The organism is Ochrobactrum sp. BTU1, assembly GCA_018798825.1.
GTDB lineage: Bacteria > Pseudomonadota > Alphaproteobacteria > Rhizobiales > Rhizobiaceae > Brucella.
This window is the reverse complement of record CP076357.1, coordinates 594,194-616,078: the sequence shown is the minus strand read 5'-3', so window position 1 is coordinate 616,078 and position 21,885 is coordinate 594,194. Positions and strand designations below refer to the sequence as shown.

Genomic DNA, 21,885 nt, shown 5'->3' with positions numbered 1-21,885 from the left:
CCGTATTCCGAATTCACGGTTGCTGCAAAAAAGGGAGTGCATTCGGATGTATCAATTTGACTGGTCCGCCATTTCGGATGGACAATTATGGCTTAATGCAATCGGCGTAACTGTCGCTTATGCATTTGTTACATCGCTGGCCGGCCTTATGATTGGTGTAGTCCTGGGGCTCGCTCTGGTATCCCGTATTCCCGTTTTGACCTGGATCATCAATGCCTACATCCATCTGTTTCGGTGCACTCCGCTGCTTGTGCAGATCGTATGGTTTTTCTACGCGCTGCCGATGCTCACTGGCTACACGCTGCCTGACTGGTTTGCAGCGGGTTTAGGGCTCACCCTTTACATGGGCGCATTTTCTGCAGAAATTTTCAGGGCAGGCGTCATCTCCATTGATCGTGGACAATGGGAAGCGTCAACGGTTCTGGGTTTTTCATACGCCACGAAAATGCGCCATATCATCTTGCCTCAGGCAACGCGCCGGATGATCCCGCCGATTGTAAGTCAGACGATATTGCAGCTCAAGAACACATCCCTTCTCTCGGTGGTTGCTGTTCCAGATCTGATGTACGCCGCAGGAAGTCTGACGATGGAAACCTATCGCCCCCTTGAAGTCTACACCTTCGCTGCACTGCTATATCTCGCAATCCTTACGCCGGTGACGCTGATTGCGAACCGCTTTGAAATCAAACATTGAAGGTGGTTGAGATGATCAGTGTTAAGAACTTGCGAAAGACATTTGGCACCCACGAAGTTTTGAAAGGCATCGACCTTTCGGTCGACCGTGGGGATGTGGCTGTTCTCATTGGCCCCTCGGGCTGCGGAAAGTCAACCTTGCTGCGTTGTCTCGACTTGCTTGAACAACCCACGCAAGGCGAGATCGAAGTTGCAGGTAATCGTCTTGACTTCCACCCGAAAAGCAAATTTCCCGAGCGCGTTAAAGCCGACTTTCGCCGGAAGACCGGAATGGTCTTTCAAGGCTTTCATCTTTTCCCCCACATGACGGTTCTACAAAACGTTATGTCGGGTCCTTTGCTTAACAAGTTGAAGACCAAAGAGCAGTCTCGCGATCTGGCGATGAGGCTACTGCATCGCGTCGGATTAGCGGACAAGGTTGATCTCCTGCCGCAACAGATTTCTGGAGGCCAAGCACAGCGTGTGGCGATAGCCCGTGCATTGGCGCTTGAGCCAGAAGTCATGCTTTTCGATGAGCCAACTTCAGCTCTTGATCCCGAACTGGTCGGCGAGGTTCTTGATGTAATGCAGGGGCTCGCAGCAGATGGCACAACAATGATTGTGGTGACCCATGAAATGAGCTTCGCCCGCAACGTGGCGTCAAAAGTCATTTTCATGGAAGCCGGACACGTCGTGGAAACTGGCGCGCCTGACGAAGTCCTGCATCAACCAAAGACCGACAGGCTCAAAAGCTTTCTTTCTAAAGTTGAGCATTAACCCCTCAAGACAAAAAGCGGATAATCAATGATGAACCATTCTGATTTGCGGGGAATGTTTCCCGCAATACCAACGCCTTTGACCGAAAAGGGCGAGCTAGATGTGGCAAAACTTGAGGCGTTGATTGAGGCCAATCTAGCCGGAGGTGCCAAAGGAATTGCTCCCGTGGGCGGAACAGGTGAGTTTACAGCACTTTCATCGAAAACAAGACTTGAGGTCGTTCGTGAAACGGTGCGCCTGGTTAACGGACGTGTTGGCGTGGTCGCCGGTGTCGTCTCTCCAGGTTGGGCTGAGGCGCTCGAACATGGACTGGCATTTAAAGAGGCGGGAGCAGACGCATTGCTCCTCGTCACGCCATTTTACGTTATTCCAAGCCAAGACGGTGTCATCGACTATTTTCGCGCTTACCGTAAAACCGTCGATTTGCCACTTGTCTACTATGACGTCCCGGCTCGAACAGGCTTTGTTTCAAAAGTTGATACATTGAAGACACTGGGTGAAGACGGAACCATCATAGGCGCAAAAATTTGCAACACTGATGCATATTATTTCCAGCGGCTTTCCGCGGCGATCGGCGATAAGATCGCACTGTTGTCGGGAGACGACATGATGTACGTCACACACATCATGTATGGCGGAACTGGCGGTATCCTCGCCAGCGCGCCGATGTTGCCCGAATACTGGACACGCATTCACGATACATTGTCTGCCGGAAATATCGCTGAAGGCATAGCCCTTCATCGAAAGCTCCTTCCAACATTCGAAGCGCTTTTCAACGAGGTCAATCCAGGGCCTTTGAAATCGATGATGGCGCGTCTGGGGCAACCGGTGGGGCCTGTGTCCTTGCCGTTGAAAGGGCCGAGCCAGGAAACTGAGCAGCTCATTGTTGCTGCCATCGAGGGCCTGCGCGCCGAAGGGATCGCATAGATCATGGCTGGCGGGGCGCAATTTCTTGATTTTGCAGAAGCTCGAATGAAAGCAAAAAGTTTTCTTCCTCGGGCACTGTTCGATTATATTGATCGAGGAACTGAAGCAGAAACAGCGATCACTGCTCTCCATAGCGGGTTCGCTGAGCGTCGGGTCATTCCTCGGGTTTTGCGTCCCGTCTCATCTCCTGATCTGTCGGCTGAATATTTAAGCGGCATTCGCAATTGTCCTTTTGTGATAGCACCCACGGCGCTAGCGGGCATGGTCCGCCACGACGGAGAAGTTCTCATGGCGCGGGCGGCTGCTCAATCCGGACTGCCTTTTGTCGTTGCTACGCAGTCATCGACAAGTATAGAACAGATTTCGGCAAGCGCCCCAGGAAGCGATTTGTGGTTTCAGCTCTACGTTTGGCACGACCGAAATGAAACATGGAAGCTCTTGGAACGTGCGCGTGTGTGCGGTGTTGAGACATTGGTCCTGACGGTCGATACTCCTGCTTCGCCAAAAAAGGTACATAACCGACGCAACGGCTTTGGTGTCCCATTACAGCCCTCAGCAACGCTTGCCGTTGACCTGATGCTTCATCCGCGCTGGACGTTGGGTGTGATGGGGCGCTATCTGATGCAAAATGGATTCCCATCCTATGCGCATTATCCGGGCGATGTCGCCAAGGCGATAACGAGTTCCATTCGCGACCCACGATTTGCGCTCGATACAATCCTTGATCAGGAATTTCTCAAAGAGCTTCGCACGCGGTGGCCGCATAAACTTCTCGTCAAAGGAATACTCAATGCCGAAGATGCCGTAGAGGTCTTCAAGCTGGGTTGCGATGGCGTGATTGTATCCGCCCATGGCGGAAGGAATCTCGATAGTGCTGTTCGGCCGCTGGACGTTTTGCCGAGAATTAGAGAAGCCGTTGGCGAAAGAAAAACCTTGTTCGCTGACAGTGGCGTAAGGTCTGGTTCAGACGCCGCAAAGCTTCTCGCCTTGGGGGCTGACGGTGTTTTCCTTGGGCGCGCTCCCCTTTATGGGCTTGCAGCACAGGGCCTAACCGGTGTGGTAGAAATGATCGGGCAGTTGAGAGAAGAGCTACGATTGTTTTTGGCTTTTACGGGAGCGGAAAATATCAAAATGCTGCGTAGCGCCGAGTGGATCGGTTAGCTCCAAACTTCACCATACATTCTTGAATAAGTCGCAGGTAAACACATGCTGTCAAAGCTGAGCTCCGAACATGCTTTCTTAAACGACCTTCGCCAGGCAATCGGTGAACAGTATGTTTTGACGGAGAACCACGACAAAGAGCCGTATTTAACGGACTGGCGTGGATACGAGAAAGGCGACGCACTGGCGGTTGTTTTGCCCGCTAATACCCAGCAGGTTTCCGAACTCATGCGCTTGGCTGACTTGCATAAAAGTAAAATTGTCCCGCAGGGCGGGAACACTGGCTTGTGTCAGGGTGCCGTTTCAAAAACGGCGCAACGTACCATCGTCATAGGCCTGCGTCGGCTCGATAGAGTAAGAGAAGTCGACAAGGCCTCGAATATCTTCATCGCTGACGCGGGGCTAACCCTGTCTGCAGCGCATGACGCGACCGCTGCTGTCGATCGTCGTATACCCCTGCATCTTGGGAGCGAAGGCAGTGCCCAATTGGGCGGGCTTGCCTCAACCAATGCAGGTGGGACAAGCGCGCTTCGGTACGGCCCAATTCGTGATCTGATTTGTGGTATCGAGGTGGTGCTGCCAGACGGCCGGGTCCTTAGCGATTTGAAAGCCCTTCGAAAAAACAACACCGGTTATGATCTGAAAAACCTCTTCATTGGCGCTGAAGGAACATTGGGCATCATCACAGCAATCGCATTGCGTATGCAACCTATGCTGCGTTCTTCGGGTCATGCCTGGATTGCTTTGCCAGACCCGGATGCAGCCGTGTCAATTCTGAGCGGATTGCAGGATCGTTTTGATACAGCCATTCAGGCTGCAGAATTGCTATCTGGTAATCAGATTGATCTGGTTCTTGAACATATTCCCCGATCAAGGCATCCATTGGAGAGCCGGTACGACTGGTCGTTACTCGTTGAACTTGGCAGTACTGATCCCACAGCCCAACTACATCAAGCGCTCGAAGAATGGTTGTCGGAACAGTTTGAGGCTGGTCTCGTGCTCGATGCATTTATCGCGCAAAGTCAAGCACAAGCCGAGGATATTTGGCACTTAAGACATTCTGTATCTGAAGCAAACAAAGTTCATGGGCATAGTCTTTCTCATGATATTGCTGTCCGACCAACACATATTCCGCAACTCATTCACCGCGCCAGCGCGGCTGTTCATGAGATTTATCCAGAAGCAAATATTCTCATTGTTTCCCATATCGGCGATGGAAACATCCACTTCATCGTGCATTTTACGCATGATGAATGGGCAGGTTTTGAGGAAGATAGCTGTGTCACTGCACAGGTGATGAAACGCGTCCACAATGTCGTGGACGAGCTTGGTGGCACTTTCTCAGCCGAACATGGGATTGGACGGAAACTGGTGAAAGAACTGGAAGAACGCTCAGACGATGTTCGCATGGATATGATGCGGATGCTTCGCAATCTCGTCGATCCTGATCTTAAAATGAACCCGGGAAGTGTGCTTGCAATTGAGAATGTCGCGTAAAACTCTCCTCGCATGAACAAGGCAGTTTACCGAGACAATCGGTGCTCGTCATCGATTAGGGTGAGTTGGGAAGGGGGCGATGAACTCCATTGCCACAACACGATATTGAGATCATCGATGCCTGCGCCTTTCGCGAAGCTTTGAACAAGGAGTCCGTGATATCCAGCCGTTAAAAGACGGCGGGCGAAGCTTTGGGTTGGGGCTTCGCCTTTAAGACGCATTTGTTCACGCCAGCCATCATCTGCCAGCATCACTGCATCCATGCCCATTTCTCTCAGCGCTCTGTCGTCGCGGCAGTCGAATAATGTGTCGATTTTCGCTTGATAGGCAACCAGAGTTGTGGGCTGCAGATTGCCAACCTGATTTGCTTCGCGAAGTGCCGTCATGATGCTGAGTGAGCAGTAAAGCGCCTCCACGCCCTTTGGATTAAAACGACCGCCGAAGAGTGCTGCACCGCGACCAGAAAGCGGGTCATGCGCATAAACAGGGTTAAGCGCGCGATAAAGCTTATCCCGATAGGAAATCGACACCTCAGGCATGAACTCCAGCATCAACGGCGTCGATATAGTCCAGGACCTCATTTGCTCGCCCATTGAGGACAAGCTGCATTGCTGTCTGGCCAAAAAAACCAGCGAGCGGTTCTGAGCGGTACCATGCATAAGCCATCAAAGCGGAACCAAAGCGCGGTTCGACTTTGTTTAGAATTTCAACCATCTCCCGTAACCGCCTTTGGGTTTTGTCCGATTGCACACGATCTTTGCGCTGCACAGCATCGCGGCCCAAACCGGCCGAGCGTGCCACCTCGTCGCTCGTCGTTCGCAATGCATCGGCGATTTTTCGCGGTGCGAATATGCCATTATCTGAATATTGTGCGAGCCCCATATGATAGACTCCTAATAATAGCCGCATATTTCGACGTAATATAGCGACAAAAAATGCGGCGTTCAAGAGTATGATGGCTGTTTGACGGCCCGAGCGCGAGGTTGTGACTAACTGAGTTCACGATCGATATCGCGGCGAAGCACGATGGCAGTTGTAAGATCTTCGACGATGTCATGACCGGCAATCAGATCACGCACACGGTTGAGACCATCGATTGAACCCGTTTCAAGCTCAACAATAAGATCGAGCTGTCCACTCACAGACGAAACTCTGCGGACTTCCGGATGGCGGGCGAGAATATCGAGCAATTCATGAGCAGGCGTCCGCCGGAGGTTGATAAGCAGTGCGGCCCGAATGACATTGGCGTCGATTTCGCCAATATCTGCGCGATACCCTCTGATGACACCACTTCGTTCCAGATTAGTAACGCGTTCGCTCGTGGCACTCCGCGACAATCCTATACGCCCTGCAAGCGTTTTAAGCGCTATACGCGCCTCTTTCGACAGGATTGCCAGTATCTCACGATCTTTTGCATCAAGTTCACGCATCATAACCCTATTCGCTTCACCGGACATATGCCGGTTCATTCCGACAATGTGCCGGTTTGGCCGACAGGATACTTGATGCCCGAAAATCCTTTGCATGCCAAGCTGGAGACAAGAAATGTAACCTGGAAAATATTAGCTATGACGGATCTTTCTCATCCTGCACCTCAGTTTTCGGCGTCCGGTGCCGAACGCCTGGCAAAAGAAGTTTTTGGCGTGGACGCAGTTGCTTCTCAACTCGACAGTGAGCGCGATTGTAATTTTCGTCTGAAAACCGGTACGGATGCGGATTGGATATTGAAGATTGTCAATGCAAGCGAACCGAGAGTTGAAAGCGAGTTTCAAACCGCCTTGCTCAATCACCTGGCGGCTGCAAATTCCGGTCTTGCCGTTCCCTATCTGAAATCAAGCCTCAGCGGAGAGGTGCTGGCATCGACGCTATCGGATAGTGGCGAACAGCATGCATTGCGTCTCGTGGGCTGGTTGCCAGGAACGCCGCTTGCCGAAGTGAAAAGAACGTTCGCACTGATGCGCAATCTCGGACGCGCGCTGGGTGAACTGGACCAAGCCCTTCAAGGCTTTATCCATGTTGGCGCTTTGCGCTCGCTCGACTGGGATTTGCGTCACGCTGGACGAGCGCGTGAGCGTCTGCATTTCATCGATGATGCCGACAAGAAGGCGTTGCTCGAACGCTTCATTACCCGCTTCGAAAACCTCGTCGAACCAAAACTAACTGGGTTGCGTGCGCAAGTCATTCACAACGATGCCAATGACTGGAACGTCCTTGTTGACAATAATAATAATGAAGAAATAGCAGGCCTGATCGATTTTGGTGATGCTGTTCACACGATACTGATCGCCGAAGTGGCGATCGCTTGTGCCTATGCTGCACTCGATACGCAAGATCCGATCGGCGCTGCAGCAGCTGTTACAGCGGGTTTTCACGAGCGTTATCCGTTACAGCCGCAGGAAGTTGACCTGCTCTTTGACCTGATTGCCATGCGTTTGGTTACAAGCGTGACATTCTCTGCATCGCGCCGCGAGAAAACCGATGACAATCCTTATCTTGCAATAAGTGAAGCACCTGCATGGCGTTTGTTGGAAAAAATGGATGCGATGAACCCACGCTTTGCAACAGCAATTCTGCGCAAGGCTTGCGGTTTCGATGCGATTGACGGTGCAAGCCTTATTCGCAACTGGGTTCGAGCGAATGCCAAAAAATTTGCGCCGATTGTCCGGCCTGCAGCAGCGACACTCACCAAGGCGATCGTTCCTTACGGCGATGCTTCACATTTCATGACGGTGGCGTCAGCTGAACAACGTGCGACAGAAGCCACACAATGGTGGGATGATTACTGCTCAAAGAACAATATCGAGCTCGGAATTGGCTCTTGGGGCGAAAAGCGAACCGTTTACACAGATAAAGCCTTTGAATCGCGCTTTATTGAAGGCAAGCGCCGCGTTCACCATCTTGGCGTCGATTTGTTCATGCCTGCCGGCACACCCTTATACACCCCCCTTGCAGCAACCGTTGTAAGTATTGAAATTGAACATGAACCGCTTGGCTATGGTGGTCTGGTTAAACTCAAGCATGCTCCAGAAGATTGCCCGCCCTTCGTTACACTTTGGGGGCACATGGCTCATGAAGCACTCGGTCGGTTGCAACCAGGTCAGAGCCTTGAGGCAGGCGATCTTGTGGGTCATATGGGCGATATCCACGAGAACGGTGGATGGACCCCTCATCTTCATTTTGAAATGACGACCGACGTCAATCTGAGCGCGACAGACATTCTCGGTGTTGGCGAAGCTGAATATCTCGATGTATGGGCCGATCTCTTTCCAGATGTCGCAGACCTGGCCGGCATCCCACCGGAAACATTTACGCAAGAAGGGCGAAGCCGCTCCGAAATCATCGAGAAACGCAGGGAAATCCTGCTCCCGAACCTCTCAATCTCCTATTCCGAACCGATAAAGTTCGTAAGGGGTGAAGGCGCGTGGCTTATTGATGACCGCGGGAGATCCTATTTAGATTGCTTCAACAATGTCTGCCATATCGGCCATGCTCACCCGGAAGTGGTCGAAGCCATTGCGCGTCAGGCAGCATTGCTCAACACCAATACTCGCTATCTGCACGATAACATTGTTGAATATGCGCAAAGACTGACTGCTACCCTTCCTGAGGGACTAACCGTTGCTTCATTTGCCTGTTCAGGCAGTGAGGCCAACAGCCTAGCATTGAGAATGGCGCGCAATCACACGGGACGCAATGAAGCGATTGTTCTTGATTGGGCTTACCACGGTACGACGCAGGAACTCATTGATCTAAGCCCTTACAAATACAAGCGCAAAGGCGGAAAAGGGCGGCCTGCACACGTGTATGAAGGGGTGATCCCTGATAGTTATCGTGCGCCCGAAGACTGGCCGTTGGAAGAACATGCAAAAAGATTTTCTCACAATATTGCTGAGATGATCGATGCTATGCGCCAAGAAGGCCGCGCACCCGCTTTCTTTTTGGCAGAGTCCATTCCAAGCGTCGCCGGTCAGGTCTTCCTGCCACAGGGCTATTTGAAGGAAGTCTACGCCATGGTACGTGCAGCCGGGGGGATTTGCATAGCCGATGAAGTGCAAGTTGGTTTTGGCCGGGTTGGGAGTCACTGGTGGGCATTTGAACTCCAGGATGTTGTACCGGACATCGTCACCATGGGAAAACCAATCGGCAACGGACACCCGATGTCGGCTGTTGTAACAACCCGCGAGATCGCTGACAGTTTCAACAATGGCATGGAGTACTTCAACACCTTTGGTGGCAATCCTGTCTCGTGCGCCGCGGGCCTTGCGGTACTAAACGTTATCGAACGTGACCGGCTGCGCGAAAATGCATTCGAAGTCGGCAACTACCTCATCAACGGTTTTAAAGAGATGCAAAAGCGTTTCGACATTATCGGCGATGTCCGCGGGCAAGGTCTTTTCCTCGGTATTGAACTGGTCACTGATCGCAAAACAAAAGCACCCGCAACCGATCTGGCCCGGCGTATTAATGATGGTGCGCGCGAGCGTGGTATCTTGATGGGCACAGAAGGACCATATGACAACGTGCTGAAAATGCGACCGTCGATGGTATTCAGTCGTGAGAATGCCGATCACTTGCTCAGTGTTCTGGCGGAGAGTTTTGAGGCCGCATTGAAATAACTCTTAGTGAAAATTGAATGACGAGGGGGCCGTGTATCTCTTTGCTTCTTGAAGCGAACACGACCCCTCGTCAGTGAAGGCTTCGTCGTCTAGGCCCAAAGCTTCAAAATTTAGTGAAAGAACTTGGCAGACCAAAGCCGCGGCCAGGTGCCGACAATATGCCGGTTAGTTCCGGCAATGTGGCGGGGCGGCAGACATATTGCAGGATGCTTGCAAATCAACGCTGTGCCAAGCTCGACGTTGAAGGTTCATGGCAAACCATAACCCTAAAACAAAAAGACAAATCCAGAGGAAACCAAACATGATGCGTTCCATGATTAAGAGCCTCCTTGCAGTTGCTACCATTGCAATTGGCGCCAGCTTCTCAAACATGCCTGCTCAAGCTGATGAGCTGGAAAAGCTCAAAGAAACTGGTGAAATGCGGATTGCTATGAGCGGCCAGTATCCACCGTTCAGCTTTACAAATGAGAACAACGAAGTTGTCGGTTTCGACGCTTCCATTGGTACTGCAATTGCGGACAAGATGGGTCTGAAAGCCAAGATTGTCACAACACCTTTTGATGGGATCATTGCTGGTCTTCTGGCAAAAAAATATGATGCCGTTGTCGCGTCAATGACCATCACACCCGAACGAGAAAAAGCAGTAGATTTTGTAGGTCCTTATTATCATGCAGGCCGCACCATCGTCGTAAAGGACGGTTCGGCAATTATGAAGCTCGAAGACCTTAACGGCAAAACCGTCGGGGTGACCATGGGTGATGCCCATGAGAAGTGGGCGAAGGCTCAGGGTGATCTGACAGTGCGCACCTATAAGGGCCTCCCGGAAATGCTGATTGATCTGGATGCCGGCCGCCTCGACGCTTTGGTCATGGACAGCATCCCAGTTATGATCGCAGTTAAAGAAACAGGTCAGAAAGTGCGTATTCTGGACACACCCGATATTGAAGGCGGACGTGTAGCCCTTGGCATTGCGATCCGCAAAAATAATCCAGAACTCAAAGCGGCAATGCAGAAGACCCTCGACGACATGCTCGCTGATGGTTCTTATGAAAAGATCTCGATGCAGTGGATTGGCAGCGACATCCGCTAATCGCATCTTAGTCCGGCCCGGTAGTCCGGGCCGGTTTCCATGATTTTTCGGAGTATCTCCATGGATATTGCGTTGATGCAACGCGTCCTGCCTTTTTTTCTGGAGGCAGCATGGGTCACAGTGCAGATTTCCGTACTTTCGCTGCTTCTGGGATTCGTCGTCGCCGGATTTCTGGTGATGGCCAGGTTATCGAATAGTGCCATTCTGCGGTTTTTATCTTCGGCTTATGTAAGCATCTTCCGCGGTACACCTTGCCTCGTTCAATTGTTCGTTCTTTATTTCGGCGGGCCACAGATCGGCCTGGAACTTGAACCCTATGCTGCAGGTGTTATTGGTCTGGGGTTGAACATCGGCGCCTATATGGCTGAATCCATCCGCGGCGCTATCGCAAGCGTCGATAAAGGACAGACCGAAGCAGCTCGTTCTATAGGTTTTGATCGGGAAAGAACGTTGCGACTGATCGTCTTGCCACAAGCTGCACGGCTGATGATCCGACCCCTCGGCGTTAATGCTGTCGCGCTCGTCAAAGGTTCAGCCTTGGTTTCAACCATCTCTGTGGTTGAACTGACATATACCGCACAGCGGTTTATCAGCTCGACCTATAAACCCTTCGAGATTTTTGCCGTAGCAGCCGTTCTTTATATGCTCATCGTCTATGTTGTCGTCATGATTGTCGATCAACTTGACAAACGCTTTGCTGCGCGCTGAAGGAGGACCTTGATGCCGTCACTCGATTTCAGCATTGTTTTACCTTATGCAGACATTCTCATTACAGGTCTGTGGTGGACACTGGTTCTCGCCGTAGCCTCCAGTGTGCTCAGTTTTGCATTTGGTATTTTATTCGCCCTTACAGTCCTTTATGCGCCTTCTTTGCTTTCTTACCCCGTTCGCTTCTTCATGTGGCTTTTTATGGGGACGCCTTTGCTGCTGCAGCTTTACCTGATTTACTACGGTCTTGTGCAGGTGGGCATCGATATTCCAGCGCTGTTTGCGGGGATCATTGGCCTCAGTCTGCATTTTGCAGTCTATAACGCCGACGTCATCCGGGCGGGAATAGTCTCAGTTGATCCGGGACAAACCGAAGGGGCAAGGTCCATCGGTCTTAGCCGCACCCAGACCTTGCGCTATGTTGTTATTCCGCAAGCAATACGCAACACGGTCCCTCCAATTGGCAACAACATGATTGTCTTGCTCAAAGACACCTCGCTTGTTTCAATCATTGGAATTGCAGAACTGGTACACAGCGCTCAAATAGCAATCAGCGAGACCTACAGTCCGTTTGAATTCTATCTCACAGCAGCCGCCCTCTACTATTTGGCCAATCTGGTAATGGAAGCGGGTCTGCGCCGTATCGAAAGAAAAGTGGAGGTAACGCGATGAGCACACTCTCGCCAATGGTCGAAGTGAAGGGTGCCCGCAAAGCCTATGGCGCACTTGATGTCCTCAAAGGTATCGACCTTTCCGTAACCCGAGGGCAGATCGTCGCGATCATCGGGCCAAGCGGTTCAGGAAAGAGCACCTTGCTAAGGTCGATCAACCACCTTGAGACACTCAATGGCGGCGAAGTATGGCTTGATGGGATCCAGGTGAACCAGCCACTTAAAGGTCAGGCATTTGAAAAGCACATCAATACGGTGCGTCAACAAATGGGAATGGTGTTTCAGCACTTCAATCTGTTCCCTCATTTGACGGTTGTGGAGAATATAACGCTCGGTCCCATCAAACTCAAAGGTGTGAACAAGGGGCAGGCGCGTGAACTCGCATTATCACTGCTGACGAAAGTTGGCCTCGCGAATAAAGCAGACGCATACCCTTCGCAACTTTCCGGTGGTCAGAAACAGCGCGTCGCGATCGCAAGAGCATTGGCAATGCAACCGAAGGTGATGTTGTTTGATGAAGCAACCTCAGCGCTTGATCCCGAACTGGTCGACGAAGTTAACCTCGTCATGCGCCAGCTTGCTGCAGAACACATGACGATGCTTATTGTCACCCATGAAATGCGGTTTGCCGGAGAAGTCGCTGACAAGATCCTCTTCATGGATGGTGGAGTGGTCGTGGAAGAAGGCACGCCTGACGAAATCCTGCGTCATCCGAAACAGGACCGGACGCGGACCTTTCTTAAAAATTACCTGGCTGCCTGAGCCTGAAATCATCGAAAGTAAAGCGCCGGCGTAAGCCGGCGTTTTTTATACAGCATCGAACAAACATAAGTGCGCTTGCCGAAAGTGCGAAGCGGTTCGGACCAAGATGCGCGTAAAACCAGATGATCAGAGAGTTTCCAGCGAGATAATCAAAAGAGGCAGTGCTCGAGATTGCTGAGCCGGGATCTCCGCGATATTTTAAGGGGTTGAGTTGCCTTACGAAAACTCCGCCCTATCCTTTAAGAAATGTCAAAATCCAAAGACCAAGATGAACCTTCATCCCGGCAAGGCTCGTCAATTTTTTCATTCGATGGGCTTACAATTGTCAAACCCGATCGTCTAAGTCGTTCGATCCAATCAAAGCCGCTAAGCGAATTTGCCTTCTTCTTCGATCTTGATGGCACTTTGCTCGATCTCGCGCAAACACCGGATGGTGTTTTGGTCGAAAGTGGCCTGCAAGAGAATCTGAAACATCTCTATCGGCAAACAGATGGAGCGGTCGCGATTGTAACCGGTCGATCTATCGAGTTTGTTGACCAACTCTTTCCCCAACATCCTTTTTGCGTTGCGGGACTCCATGGTGCAGAACTTCGCAGTGCATCGGGTAGCGCTGTGCCGTCTTACAACGCAGTGTCGCGCCCCCACGCATCTGGCGAGGCTTATTCGCAGGCCCTTCAACACGCAAAATCAAAGGCAGCCGATCTTGCCGGCGTGATTGTTGAAGACAAAGGCGGGGCCTTTGCACTTCACTATCGCAAGGCACCCGACATGGCAAACCTTGTTGATAATATCATGCAATCCGCCGTGAGCCTGGCGGGTGATGCCTATGCGCTGCAAATCGGAAAATTTGTCTGCGAGCTGAAGCCTAAGAGTGCCGATAAGGCAATGGCGGTTCGCCGTCTCATGGCAGCCGCTCCTTTCGTTGAGAAAACGCCTATAGCTCTCGGCGACGATGTCACTGATGAAGCAATGTTCGATCAGGTTAATAGAATGGGTGGCGTAAGCATCCGTGTCAGTTCCTCGTTTGATGGAAACAAAACCGTCGCTTCGATGGTTATAGCGTCTCCAAAGTTAATGAGGAATTGGATTGGGAGTTTATGTCAGTGAAGAGTTCCAAAGACTTAGGAGTGAGTGCTTGTGTCCCTTATCCTGAATTTGGGGAGCGGCGCCCGTGAGCAGATTGATTGTCGTCTCAAATCGCGTCCCCGACCCGGATCGTCCGCCTGCAGGCGGCCTTGCGGTTGCCGTTCATGCTGCACTCAAGGAACGCGGCGGGATATGGATGGGCTGGTCAGGAAAATCGAGTGGCGACAAGGATCCCGGTCCCTTGAGCATACGGGAAGAAGGGGCGATCACCTATGCATTGTCGGATCTGTCAGACCAGGACCTTTCTGAATATTACGCAGGTTTAGCCAACAGCGTCCTATGGCCGCTTTGTCATTATCGTATCGACCTTACTGATTACGCTCGCCGCGATATGGCTGGCTATCTGCGAGTGAACCGGTTTTTCGCCGAAAAACTCAGGCCTTTGATTAAGCCAGACGATATCATCTGGATCCACGACTATCATCTGATACCATTGGCGGCAGAACTGCGTCAGATGGGAATAAAAAACCGCATAGGTTTTTTCATGCACATACCATGGCCCTCTCCGGATGTGTATTTGACGCTGCCCGTACAAAGTGCTCTGCTTACTGCAATGACAGCCTATGACCTCATTGGTTTTCAGACAGAAGATGATGCCGAGAACTTTGCGCTCTGCCTTGGGAGAGGTGGTGTTGCTACAAAAATGGAAGGGAAACAAGGCCTGTTTACCAGCGAGCTAAGGACCTTTCAGGTTGGCGCCTTTCCCATCGGCATTGATGTGGGCGCCTTTGCTCCGGCGGAACAATCAGAAACTACCAGTTCCACCATTCAACGGTTCAAGCGTTCCCTTGAGGGGCGAGAACTGATTATCGGTGTGGACCGTCTCGACTATACGAAAGGCATTCCCGAACGCCTCCGCGGCTATCGCAGGTTCCTGGAAGTCAACCCGGGATGGCATGGAAGAATTACTTTCGTGCAGGTAACACCAAAAAGCCGCTCTGAAGTCGCGCAATATGATGCCTTGCAGCATGAAGTGGCTGAAATCGCCGGGCAGATAAACGGGACAATAGGGCGGTTGGATTGGACGCCAGTGCGCTACGTCAATCGCGCATTTAGTCATCAATTGCTCGCGGCCGTTTATCGTATGGCCAAAGTGGCGCTCGTAACACCACTGAGGGACGGGATGAACCTTGTAGCCAAGGAATATGTTGCAGCCCAGGATCCGGATGATCCAGGTGTACTCATACTTTCGCGTTTTGCTGGTGCTGCACGTGAACTTGGCAAGGGTGCGTTACTCGTCAACCCATACGACGTCGAGACTATCGCAGATGCCATTGCGCGGGCTGCCTCAATGCCGCTTGAACAACGCATAGAACGCTATCGCTTCATGATGGAAGCCGTTCGAACGAACGATGTTTTTCATTGGTGTCGCAACTATCTAGGCCAACTTGGCGGAGAAAGAATTGCTGCATGAGAAAGCAAAAAGGCCGACCGCACTTCAGCGGCCGGCCTTGGTATCGCTTAATCGACGCGCTTAGGCTGCGAGAGCCTCGTCGTTGCTCGTAGGAACTTCGGAAATGGTCTTAAGAACCTGCGAGGCAATTTGATATGGGCAGCCCTGAGAGTTCGGACGACGGTCTTCCAGATAGCCCTTGTAACCGTTCTGAACGAATGAATGCGGCACGCGGATCGACGCACCACGATCGGCTACACCATACGAGAATTTATTCCAAGGAGCCGTTTCGTGCTTGCCGGTCAGGCGCAAGTGATTGTCAGGACCGTAAACATCAATATGCGCCTGCAGATTGGCTGCAAACTGGTCCATCAGAGCTTCGAAATAGGCCTTCCCGCCAACTTCACGCATGAATTTGGTCGAGAAATTGCAGTGCATGCCAGAGCCATTCCAGTCAGTGTCACCCAATGGCTTGCAATGAAATTCAATATCAATGCGGTACTGTTCGCAGAGACGAAGAAGGAGGTAACGCGCAATCCACATCTGATCTGCAGCGTTTTTCGATCCCTTTCCAAAAATCTGGAATTCCCACTGGCCCTTGGCGACTTCAGCATTGATGCCTTCGTGATTAATCCCAGCGTCGAGGCAAAGATCAAGGTGTTCCTCGACGATTTTGCGGGCAATCGATCCGACGTTTTTGTAACCTACGCCCGTATAGTATGGGCCCTGAGGTGCTGGAAAGCCCTGTTCCGGAAAGCCCAGCGGGCGGCCGTTTTCGTAAAAGAAATATTCCTGCTCAAAACCAAACCAGGCATCTTCATCTTCAAGAACGGTTGCACGGCTGTTGGATGGATGCGGTGTGATGCCATCGGGCATCATGACTTCGCACATGACGAGTGCACCGTTCTTGCGCGCAGGATCCGGGTAGATTGCAACAGGCTTCAATACGCAGTCAGAGCTTTTGCCCTCAGCCTGCAGGGTAGATGATCCGTCAAAGCCCCAGTTCGGCAGCTGCTCGAGCGTTGGGAAGGCATCATATTCCTTGATCTGGGTCTTACCACGCAGGTTCGGGGTGCTGTAACCATCCAACCAGATATATTCGAGCTTATATTTTGTCATAACCTAGTCTCTCTTGTCCTGCGTTATAAATCAAAAGTTCATGCACTGGTCGCCAACATACGGCGATTGTGCCTCTGAATTTATAGAAGCAAGTCCCGTGCCAAGTTGAAAAAATGAATAACTTAGAGCGAAAAACTGATACCAATCACACTTATTGGCACGTGTCGCTCCTATGATCAGGGGGCAATGTCCGAAAAACATGCGTCGGGTTCAATATGCCTGCTCATTGCATAGGCGGCTGCCTAAATAATAATCAGAACCGGATCGAGAGTGTCCGTCGGTGACCTCAAAGTGAAGAAATCTCGGCGACTTGGTTGATTTGGGTCGATCAAGAAAACCGACAAAGTCGATCCGCGCCGAGAGGGGTCGCTCAAACAAATGGCGTGACGGCGCCCGCAAGCTTTATCAGGCATAGGAGCGTCTGCGGGGATCGGATCACCAACGGGGTGGGCGTATCACAACAAATTTGTATCAATACTGCGGCGAACACGCTTGAGCGCAGAGCGCATGACGCGGTCCAGGATATGAAGTGCTATGGGGTTAGAATAGGCAATTGTTGCAAATCGACGATGGACATCGCAGAAACACTCTAAGGCTTCAACGTTAGCAGTTTGCCCATCAACAAGGCACTATTTGCGCTATTCCGTCGGCTGCTCCTCGGAGGTGATCAACAATTTGTCGATTCTTCTGCCGTCGAGGTCCACGATTTCAAATATCCAGCCGTTCTTGCTGAATGTTTCGCCAACTTCTGGCAAATGCTTCAATTCTTCCAGAACAAAACCGGCGACCGTATTGTATTCGACATCATCGTCTACAGGAAAACGCATGAACTCTGAGAATTCATCAATCGGCATCCAGCCCGAGACCAGGTAGGAGCCATCGGCTCTTCGAACAATCGCTTGCTCTGCCACGTAATCTTCCTGCATCGCGCCAATGATTGCTTCCATTACGTCGCCAGCGGTAATCACGCCCTCGAAATGTCCATACTCATCGTAAACCAGAACCATGTGTGTTGGCGTTCCCCGGATCGCTTCCACAACATCAAGAGCATCAGAGAAGTCCGAAACAACGGGGACTTCTTTAATGATTTCCCGAATATTCACGTTGCCTGTAGCCGAAAGCGCGTTGAAAAAATCACGAGCCTGCAGAACGCCTAGGATTTCGTCAGAATTTTCGCCCCGGACGGGAAGGCGTGAACGACTGCTTTGTTGCACTTGATCTCGAATGACATCGATGCCGTCGTGAACGTCGATCATCTCAACCTCAAGACGCGGCGTCATTAAACCGCTCGCGGTCCGATCCGCAAGGCGCATAACGCCCGCGATCATCTTCGACTCTTCCGTCTCAATAACGCCTGCGCTCTGCGCTTCTGCAAGAATGGACTTTATTTCTTCGTCCGTAACCCCATCGCCTGATTTACCAGCCTGACCGAGCAATCTCAAAATCAGACGGCCTGACATATCCAATAGCCACACCAAAGGAGCTGCTAACCGGGACAGCAAGATCATTGTCGGCGCGACACGGCTCGCCACAGCCTCAGGTTCACGCAGCGCGATTTGCTTTGGAACGAGTTCTCCGACGATCAAGGAGAGATAGGTAATGATGACCACCACCGATCCAACGCCGAGAGCATCTGCGAGGGAAGGGGACATGCCCCGATCAAGCAGCCAGGCGGTCAGTCGGGCGCCAAGTGTTGCGCCGGAAAATGCGCCAGACAAGACGCCAACCAGCGTAATCCCTATCTGGACCGTGGAAAGAAAACGGCCTGGATTTTCGCCAAGCGCAATCGCCATGCTGGCGCCACGGCTCCCTTTATCCGCGAGCACTCTTAATCTTGCCGGCCGTGAAGAAACAACAGCGAGCTCGGACATCGCAAGGACGCCGTTAAGTAGCGTCAGCAGCACGACAATGATAATTTCAAAATACAATATCGTTCCTCAGATCATAGGCCATGAGCGTCGACTAAAACCCCCTACAGGATACCAATGGCCCAATAGCCAAATATCTTACTTCAAATGACGATATCGCCAAATCCAATCAAGACTATCCACTATAAAGGTTTTTCTGTCGACCGGGGCACACGTGCGCTCCTCAGGATCTCGACGACCATTTCAGAAGCCTTCTCTAACGAGCTGACTGGCAGAAACTCGTAAATGGAATGGAAATTGTGGGCACCACAGAACAGATTAGGGCACGGCAATCCTCTTTCGGACAAAACCGCACCATCATACCCGCCGCGCATAGCAACCGGCTTTGGTTCAACACCAATCGCTTTCATCGCGTTGAGAGCAAGGCTTACAGGATAACGATTTTCTCCCTGCAGTGCCTCTGCAACATTACGATAAACCGCCTTGTAGTCTGAACGAACCGCTTCGTCGCCGTAAAGCTGTTTGAAACTTGTCACAAGCTGCTCAACAAACAAACGACGTGTTTCGAAACCCTTAGTTGTGAAATCCCTTATGTCGATCACCAGACTTGCTTCGGCAACACTTCCCTGGATAGATTTTACCCAATAATAGCCTTCAGTACCCTCGGTGTATTCCGGTCGCTCTCCCGCTGGAAGCATAGCGATAAACTGTTGCGCATAGAGTATGGCGTTGCGCAATTTTCCCTTGGCTGACATCGGATGAGCGGGTTGGCCTTGTAGCGTGATGTGAAATTCACCTGCATTCCAATTCTCATAAACGATTTCACCCAAAGCACAGCAATCAAGCGTATAGGCAAAATCTGCATGCAACGAAGCAACATCCAGTGCCTTTGCGCCGCGCAACCCGATTTCTTCATCAGGAACAAAAACCACTTTGACGATGCCATGCTCAATCTCAGGATGGGCGGTAAGGACTTGCATCGCGTGCATTATTTCTGCAATGGCTGACTTATTATCAGCCCCGAGCAGGCTGGTGCCGTCGGTCACAATGATACGATCTCCAACATAGGCTTCAAGCTCGGGAAACTCGGAAACCGCCATAACGGCCCCGGTTTCCGCATTAAGCAAAATATCGCCGCCGTTATATTCGACCACTTTGGCATTTGTGTCGGTCACATACTCAGCCGAAGTGTCGAGATGTGCCACCCAAGCAATCGTCGGGAACTGAACATCTTTATCTAAGATGTTCGCAGGCAAGGTGCCAACAACAATCGAATGATCGCGTTCTTCGACTTCCATTCCGAGTGCACGCATTTCGCTTGCAAGAAATCGGGCGAGCACTGTTTGCCCCTCGCTTGAAGGAAGCGTGTCGGCATTTGGCACAGCAGTGGTATTAATACGCGTGTAAGTTAAGAAGCGATCTACAATATTCATGCTTGGTACTCGGCTATTGATTTAGGCTGTGCGAATGCGACCCTGGGATAGTGTCGGACAGTGAGCCATTATGCTCTCCGTCCGACGTCATTTCTGAAACTCGGCTCAGTAAGCCCTATTCTTCAATGTCGACATCTTCGAAGAGATATCCGCCAAAGGGATCAATGCGAAAGTTTTTGACTTTCTTGCTGATTGGCTGCTCCACGATTTGATGGGCGATCGTAAGCCAAGGTGCTTGTTCCTTGAACACAACCTGGGCCTGTTCGTAAAGTTCCGTGCGTTTTGTTATATCAGTCGTCAATTTGGCACTTTGGATGAGCTTTTCAAAATCTTCCTGGCACCAGTTGGCCCGATTAGCGCTGCCAACAGCCTGGCAACTCAGAAGTGCGGCGAGGAAATTGTCCGGATCCGCAATTCCTCCTGTCCAGCCGAGCATAACGGCGCCATCCCGATCCTTTTCGAGCGAACGCTTGAGATATTCACCCCAATCATAAGTCACAATTTCAGCAGTAACCCCGACTTTTGCGAAATCGGACTGAATGAGCTCCGCTGCTCGGCGGGCATTTGGCATATAAGGGCGTTGCACCGGCATCGCCCAGATCTTCATCTTCAGATCTTTTACGCCTGCCTGCTCAAGCTGTTTGCGAGAGGCTTCGGGATCATAAGCGTCGTCCTTCACGCTTTTGTTGTAGCCCCAGACGCTCGGTGGCAATGGGTTCACGGAGGGAACAGCTGAGCCCAGATAAACAGCTTCGATAATGGCTTTCTTATTGACTGCCATGTTGAGGGCCTTTCGGACCCGAACGTCGTCAAACGGCTTTTGCTGGGTATTATATGCGAGGAAAGACAGGTTTAAACCTTCTTTGCTCTGCATCTCAATGGCTGGATCCTTTTTCATCTCGGCGATATCTGCGGGGTTGGGAGCCGCAATAACGTGGCACTCGCCAGAATTCAGCTTCTGATGACGCACGGCAGCGTCTGGCGTGATGGCGAAAATAAGATTGTCGATTTTTTGCTTACCTGCCCAATAATCCGGATTGGCCTGATATCTGATCGCGCTATCCTTCTGATAGGCAACAAACTGATATGGTCCGGTTCCCACCGGTTGCTGGCTGAATTCTTCAATACGATTTTCCGCAACAAGTTTGTCGGCATATTCTTTCGATTGAATGACCGCGAATGTTAAGGACAATGTCGGGATGAAGGTGGCCTCTGGCCGCGACAGAATGAATTTGACGGTGGAGTCGTCGATCTTTTCAATTTTGTCGATCAGCGTAGGAAAGGAATAGGCGCCAAACTGTGGCCAGGTGCCCTGGTTGTAATATGGATTGTCCTTGTTGCCTTGGCGCTCAAAGGTAAAGATGACATCGTCTGCATTGAAATCTCGGCTAGGTGTGAAAAAGCTGGTGGTGTGAAACTTCACACCCTTCCGCAGATGAAATGTGTATTGCCTGCCATCAGCGGATACTTCCCAGCTCTCCGCAAGCCCAGGCTCCAACTCGGTTGAACCACGCTTTATCTTGATCAAGCCATTCGAAACATTGCGGGCCGAGGCGTCATAAACTGCGCCGGATGTCGTCTGTGCTGCATCGAACATTTCGGGAGAGGCTTCGGAACAATAGACCAAAGTCTTGGACATTGCCATGTTAACAGCAAAGCTACTAAGTGCGGTGGCAACCAATGCGGCTGAAACCATTTGTCCGTAAATCTTCATGTGCCTACATTCCCTTATTGTCATCTCACGCTGTCGCGTGGCTTGCGCTTTCCGGTATCCTGATGATTCTAAACCGTTATATGATCGTTCAAATGAAGTTCGCACAAGCTCCATATTGCTAAAGCGATTTGAAACTCACCTGGCGGCCGATCTTTCGTAAGCGATGAAAGCAGTCGTGCATCTAAGACGAAGTGGTTTGCGCGGGAGAGGGCCCGCATGAATTTTGAGGACGATTTAATCACTATTCGCCCCAGGGCGATCTGTTCTCCAGATGCTAAATTCAATGGAGGATTTTGCGGGCGCGCGCGTGCACTGAAATTAGCAACAGGCA

The 21,885-nt window shown here is 51.3% G+C and carries 19 protein-coding genes; 12 read left to right on the top strand and 7 right to left on the bottom strand.

Going from position 1 to position 21,885, the window contains the following annotated elements; all coding sequences use genetic code 11:
* Positions 1-46 precede the first annotated feature (46 nt).
* Genes KMS41_26385 through KMS41_26365 form a run of 5 tightly spaced genes read left to right on the top strand, consistent with a single transcriptional unit; the run spans position 47 to position 5,034 of the window.
* Positions 47-694, top strand: a complete 648-nt coding sequence (locus tag KMS41_26385) for an amino acid ABC transporter permease (protein QWK81342.1) — start codon at positions 47-49, stop codon at positions 692-694.
* 11 nt (positions 695-705) lie between these two features.
* Positions 706-1,449, top strand: coding sequence for an amino acid ABC transporter ATP-binding protein (locus KMS41_26380; protein QWK81341.1), 744 nt, complete (start codon positions 706-708; stop codon positions 1,447-1,449).
* 27 nt (positions 1,450-1,476) lie between these two features.
* The gene (locus KMS41_26375) at positions 1,477-2,376 is read left to right on the top strand and encodes a dihydrodipicolinate synthase family protein (GenBank protein ID QWK81340.1); all 900 of its coding nucleotides are present in this window, start codon (positions 1,477-1,479) and stop codon (positions 2,374-2,376) included.
* A 45-nt stretch (positions 2,377-2,421) separates the two neighbouring features.
* Positions 2,422-3,537, top strand: coding sequence for an alpha-hydroxy-acid oxidizing protein (locus KMS41_26370; GenBank protein ID QWK81339.1), 1,116 nt, complete (start codon positions 2,422-2,424; stop codon positions 3,535-3,537).
* 45 nt (positions 3,538-3,582) lie between these two features.
* Positions 3,583-5,034, top strand: a complete 1,452-nt coding sequence (locus tag KMS41_26365; protein QWK81338.1) for an FAD-binding oxidoreductase — start codon at positions 3,583-3,585, stop codon at positions 5,032-5,034.
* A 26-nt stretch (positions 5,035-5,060) separates the two neighbouring features.
* Here the strand turns inward: KMS41_26365 and KMS41_26360 are convergent, their stop codons facing one another.
* From KMS41_26360 to KMS41_26350, 3 genes are all read right to left on the bottom strand, one after another.
* Positions 5,061-5,585 (bottom strand): RES family NAD+ phosphorylase, encoded by a 525-nt coding sequence (locus tag KMS41_26360; protein QWK81876.1) that lies wholly within the window; start codon positions 5,583-5,585, stop codon positions 5,061-5,063.
* On the bottom strand, positions 5,566-5,916 hold the full coding sequence (locus KMS41_26355; GenBank protein ID QWK81337.1) for an MbcA/ParS/Xre antitoxin family protein: 351 nt from the start codon (positions 5,914-5,916) through the stop codon (positions 5,566-5,568). Before KMS41_26355 ends, KMS41_26360 begins: the two co-directional genes overlap by 20 nt.
* A gap of 107 nt (positions 5,917-6,023) precedes the next feature.
* The gene (locus tag KMS41_26350; GenBank protein QWK81875.1) at positions 6,024-6,464 is read right to left on the bottom strand and encodes an Lrp/AsnC family transcriptional regulator; all 441 of its coding nucleotides are present in this window, start codon (positions 6,462-6,464) and stop codon (positions 6,024-6,026) included.
* Positions 6,465-6,602: 138 nt separating this feature from the next.
* Between KMS41_26350 and KMS41_26345 the strand changes: the two genes are divergently transcribed.
* From KMS41_26345 to otsA, 7 genes are all read left to right on the top strand, one after another.
* Positions 6,603-9,650 carry an aminotransferase class III-fold pyridoxal phosphate-dependent enzyme gene (locus KMS41_26345; GenBank protein QWK81336.1) on the top strand — a complete coding sequence of 1,016 codons (3,048 nt, stop codon included), beginning with the start codon at positions 6,603-6,605 and terminating at the stop codon, positions 9,648-9,650.
* A 304-nt stretch (positions 9,651-9,954) separates the two neighbouring features.
* On the top strand, positions 9,955-10,740 hold the full coding sequence (locus KMS41_26340; protein QWK81874.1) for an ABC transporter substrate-binding protein: 786 nt from the start codon (positions 9,955-9,957) through the stop codon (positions 10,738-10,740).
* A gap of 60 nt (positions 10,741-10,800) precedes the next feature.
* The gene (locus KMS41_26335) at positions 10,801-11,448 is read left to right on the top strand and encodes an amino acid ABC transporter permease (protein ID QWK81335.1); all 648 of its coding nucleotides are present in this window, start codon (positions 10,801-10,803) and stop codon (positions 11,446-11,448) included.
* A gap of 12 nt (positions 11,449-11,460) precedes the next feature.
* Positions 11,461-12,120: an amino acid ABC transporter permease gene (locus KMS41_26330; GenBank protein QWK81334.1), complete on the top strand. Its 660-nt coding sequence runs from the start codon at positions 11,461-11,463 to the stop codon at positions 12,118-12,120.
* A gap of 14 nt (positions 12,121-12,134) precedes the next feature.
* Positions 12,135-12,881, top strand: coding sequence for an amino acid ABC transporter ATP-binding protein (locus tag KMS41_26325; protein ID QWK81873.1), 747 nt, complete (start codon positions 12,135-12,137; stop codon positions 12,879-12,881).
* Between the two features lie 246 nt (positions 12,882-13,127).
* Positions 13,128-13,988 carry a trehalose-phosphatase gene (gene otsB, locus KMS41_26320; protein ID QWK81333.1) on the top strand — a complete coding sequence of 287 codons (861 nt, stop codon included), beginning with the start codon at positions 13,128-13,130 and terminating at the stop codon, positions 13,986-13,988.
* A 64-nt stretch (positions 13,989-14,052) separates the two neighbouring features.
* Positions 14,053-15,441, top strand: coding sequence for an alpha,alpha-trehalose-phosphate synthase (UDP-forming) (gene otsA / locus KMS41_26315; protein QWK81332.1), 1,389 nt, complete (start codon positions 14,053-14,055; stop codon positions 15,439-15,441).
* 60 nt (positions 15,442-15,501) lie between these two features.
* On the opposite strand, the gene KMS41_26310 is transcribed toward otsA, so the two are convergent.
* From KMS41_26310 to KMS41_26295, 4 genes are all read right to left on the bottom strand, one after another.
* Positions 15,502-16,539: a glutamine synthetase beta-grasp domain-containing protein gene (locus tag KMS41_26310; protein ID QWK81331.1), complete on the bottom strand. Its 1,038-nt coding sequence runs from the start codon at positions 16,537-16,539 to the stop codon at positions 15,502-15,504.
* Positions 16,540-17,177: 638 nt separating this feature from the next.
* The gene (locus KMS41_26305; GenBank protein ID QWK81330.1) at positions 17,178-18,467 is read right to left on the bottom strand and encodes a hemolysin family protein; all 1,290 of its coding nucleotides are present in this window, start codon (positions 18,465-18,467) and stop codon (positions 17,178-17,180) included.
* A 122-nt stretch (positions 18,468-18,589) separates the two neighbouring features.
* Complete coding sequence (pepT, locus tag KMS41_26300; GenBank protein ID QWK81329.1) at positions 18,590-19,840, bottom strand: peptidase T; 1,251 nt, start codon at positions 19,838-19,840, stop codon at positions 18,590-18,592.
* A gap of 115 nt (positions 19,841-19,955) precedes the next feature.
* Complete coding sequence (locus KMS41_26295; protein ID QWK81328.1) at positions 19,956-21,554, bottom strand: ABC transporter substrate-binding protein; 1,599 nt, start codon at positions 21,552-21,554, stop codon at positions 19,956-19,958.
* Positions 21,555-21,885: the final 331 nt, after the last annotated feature.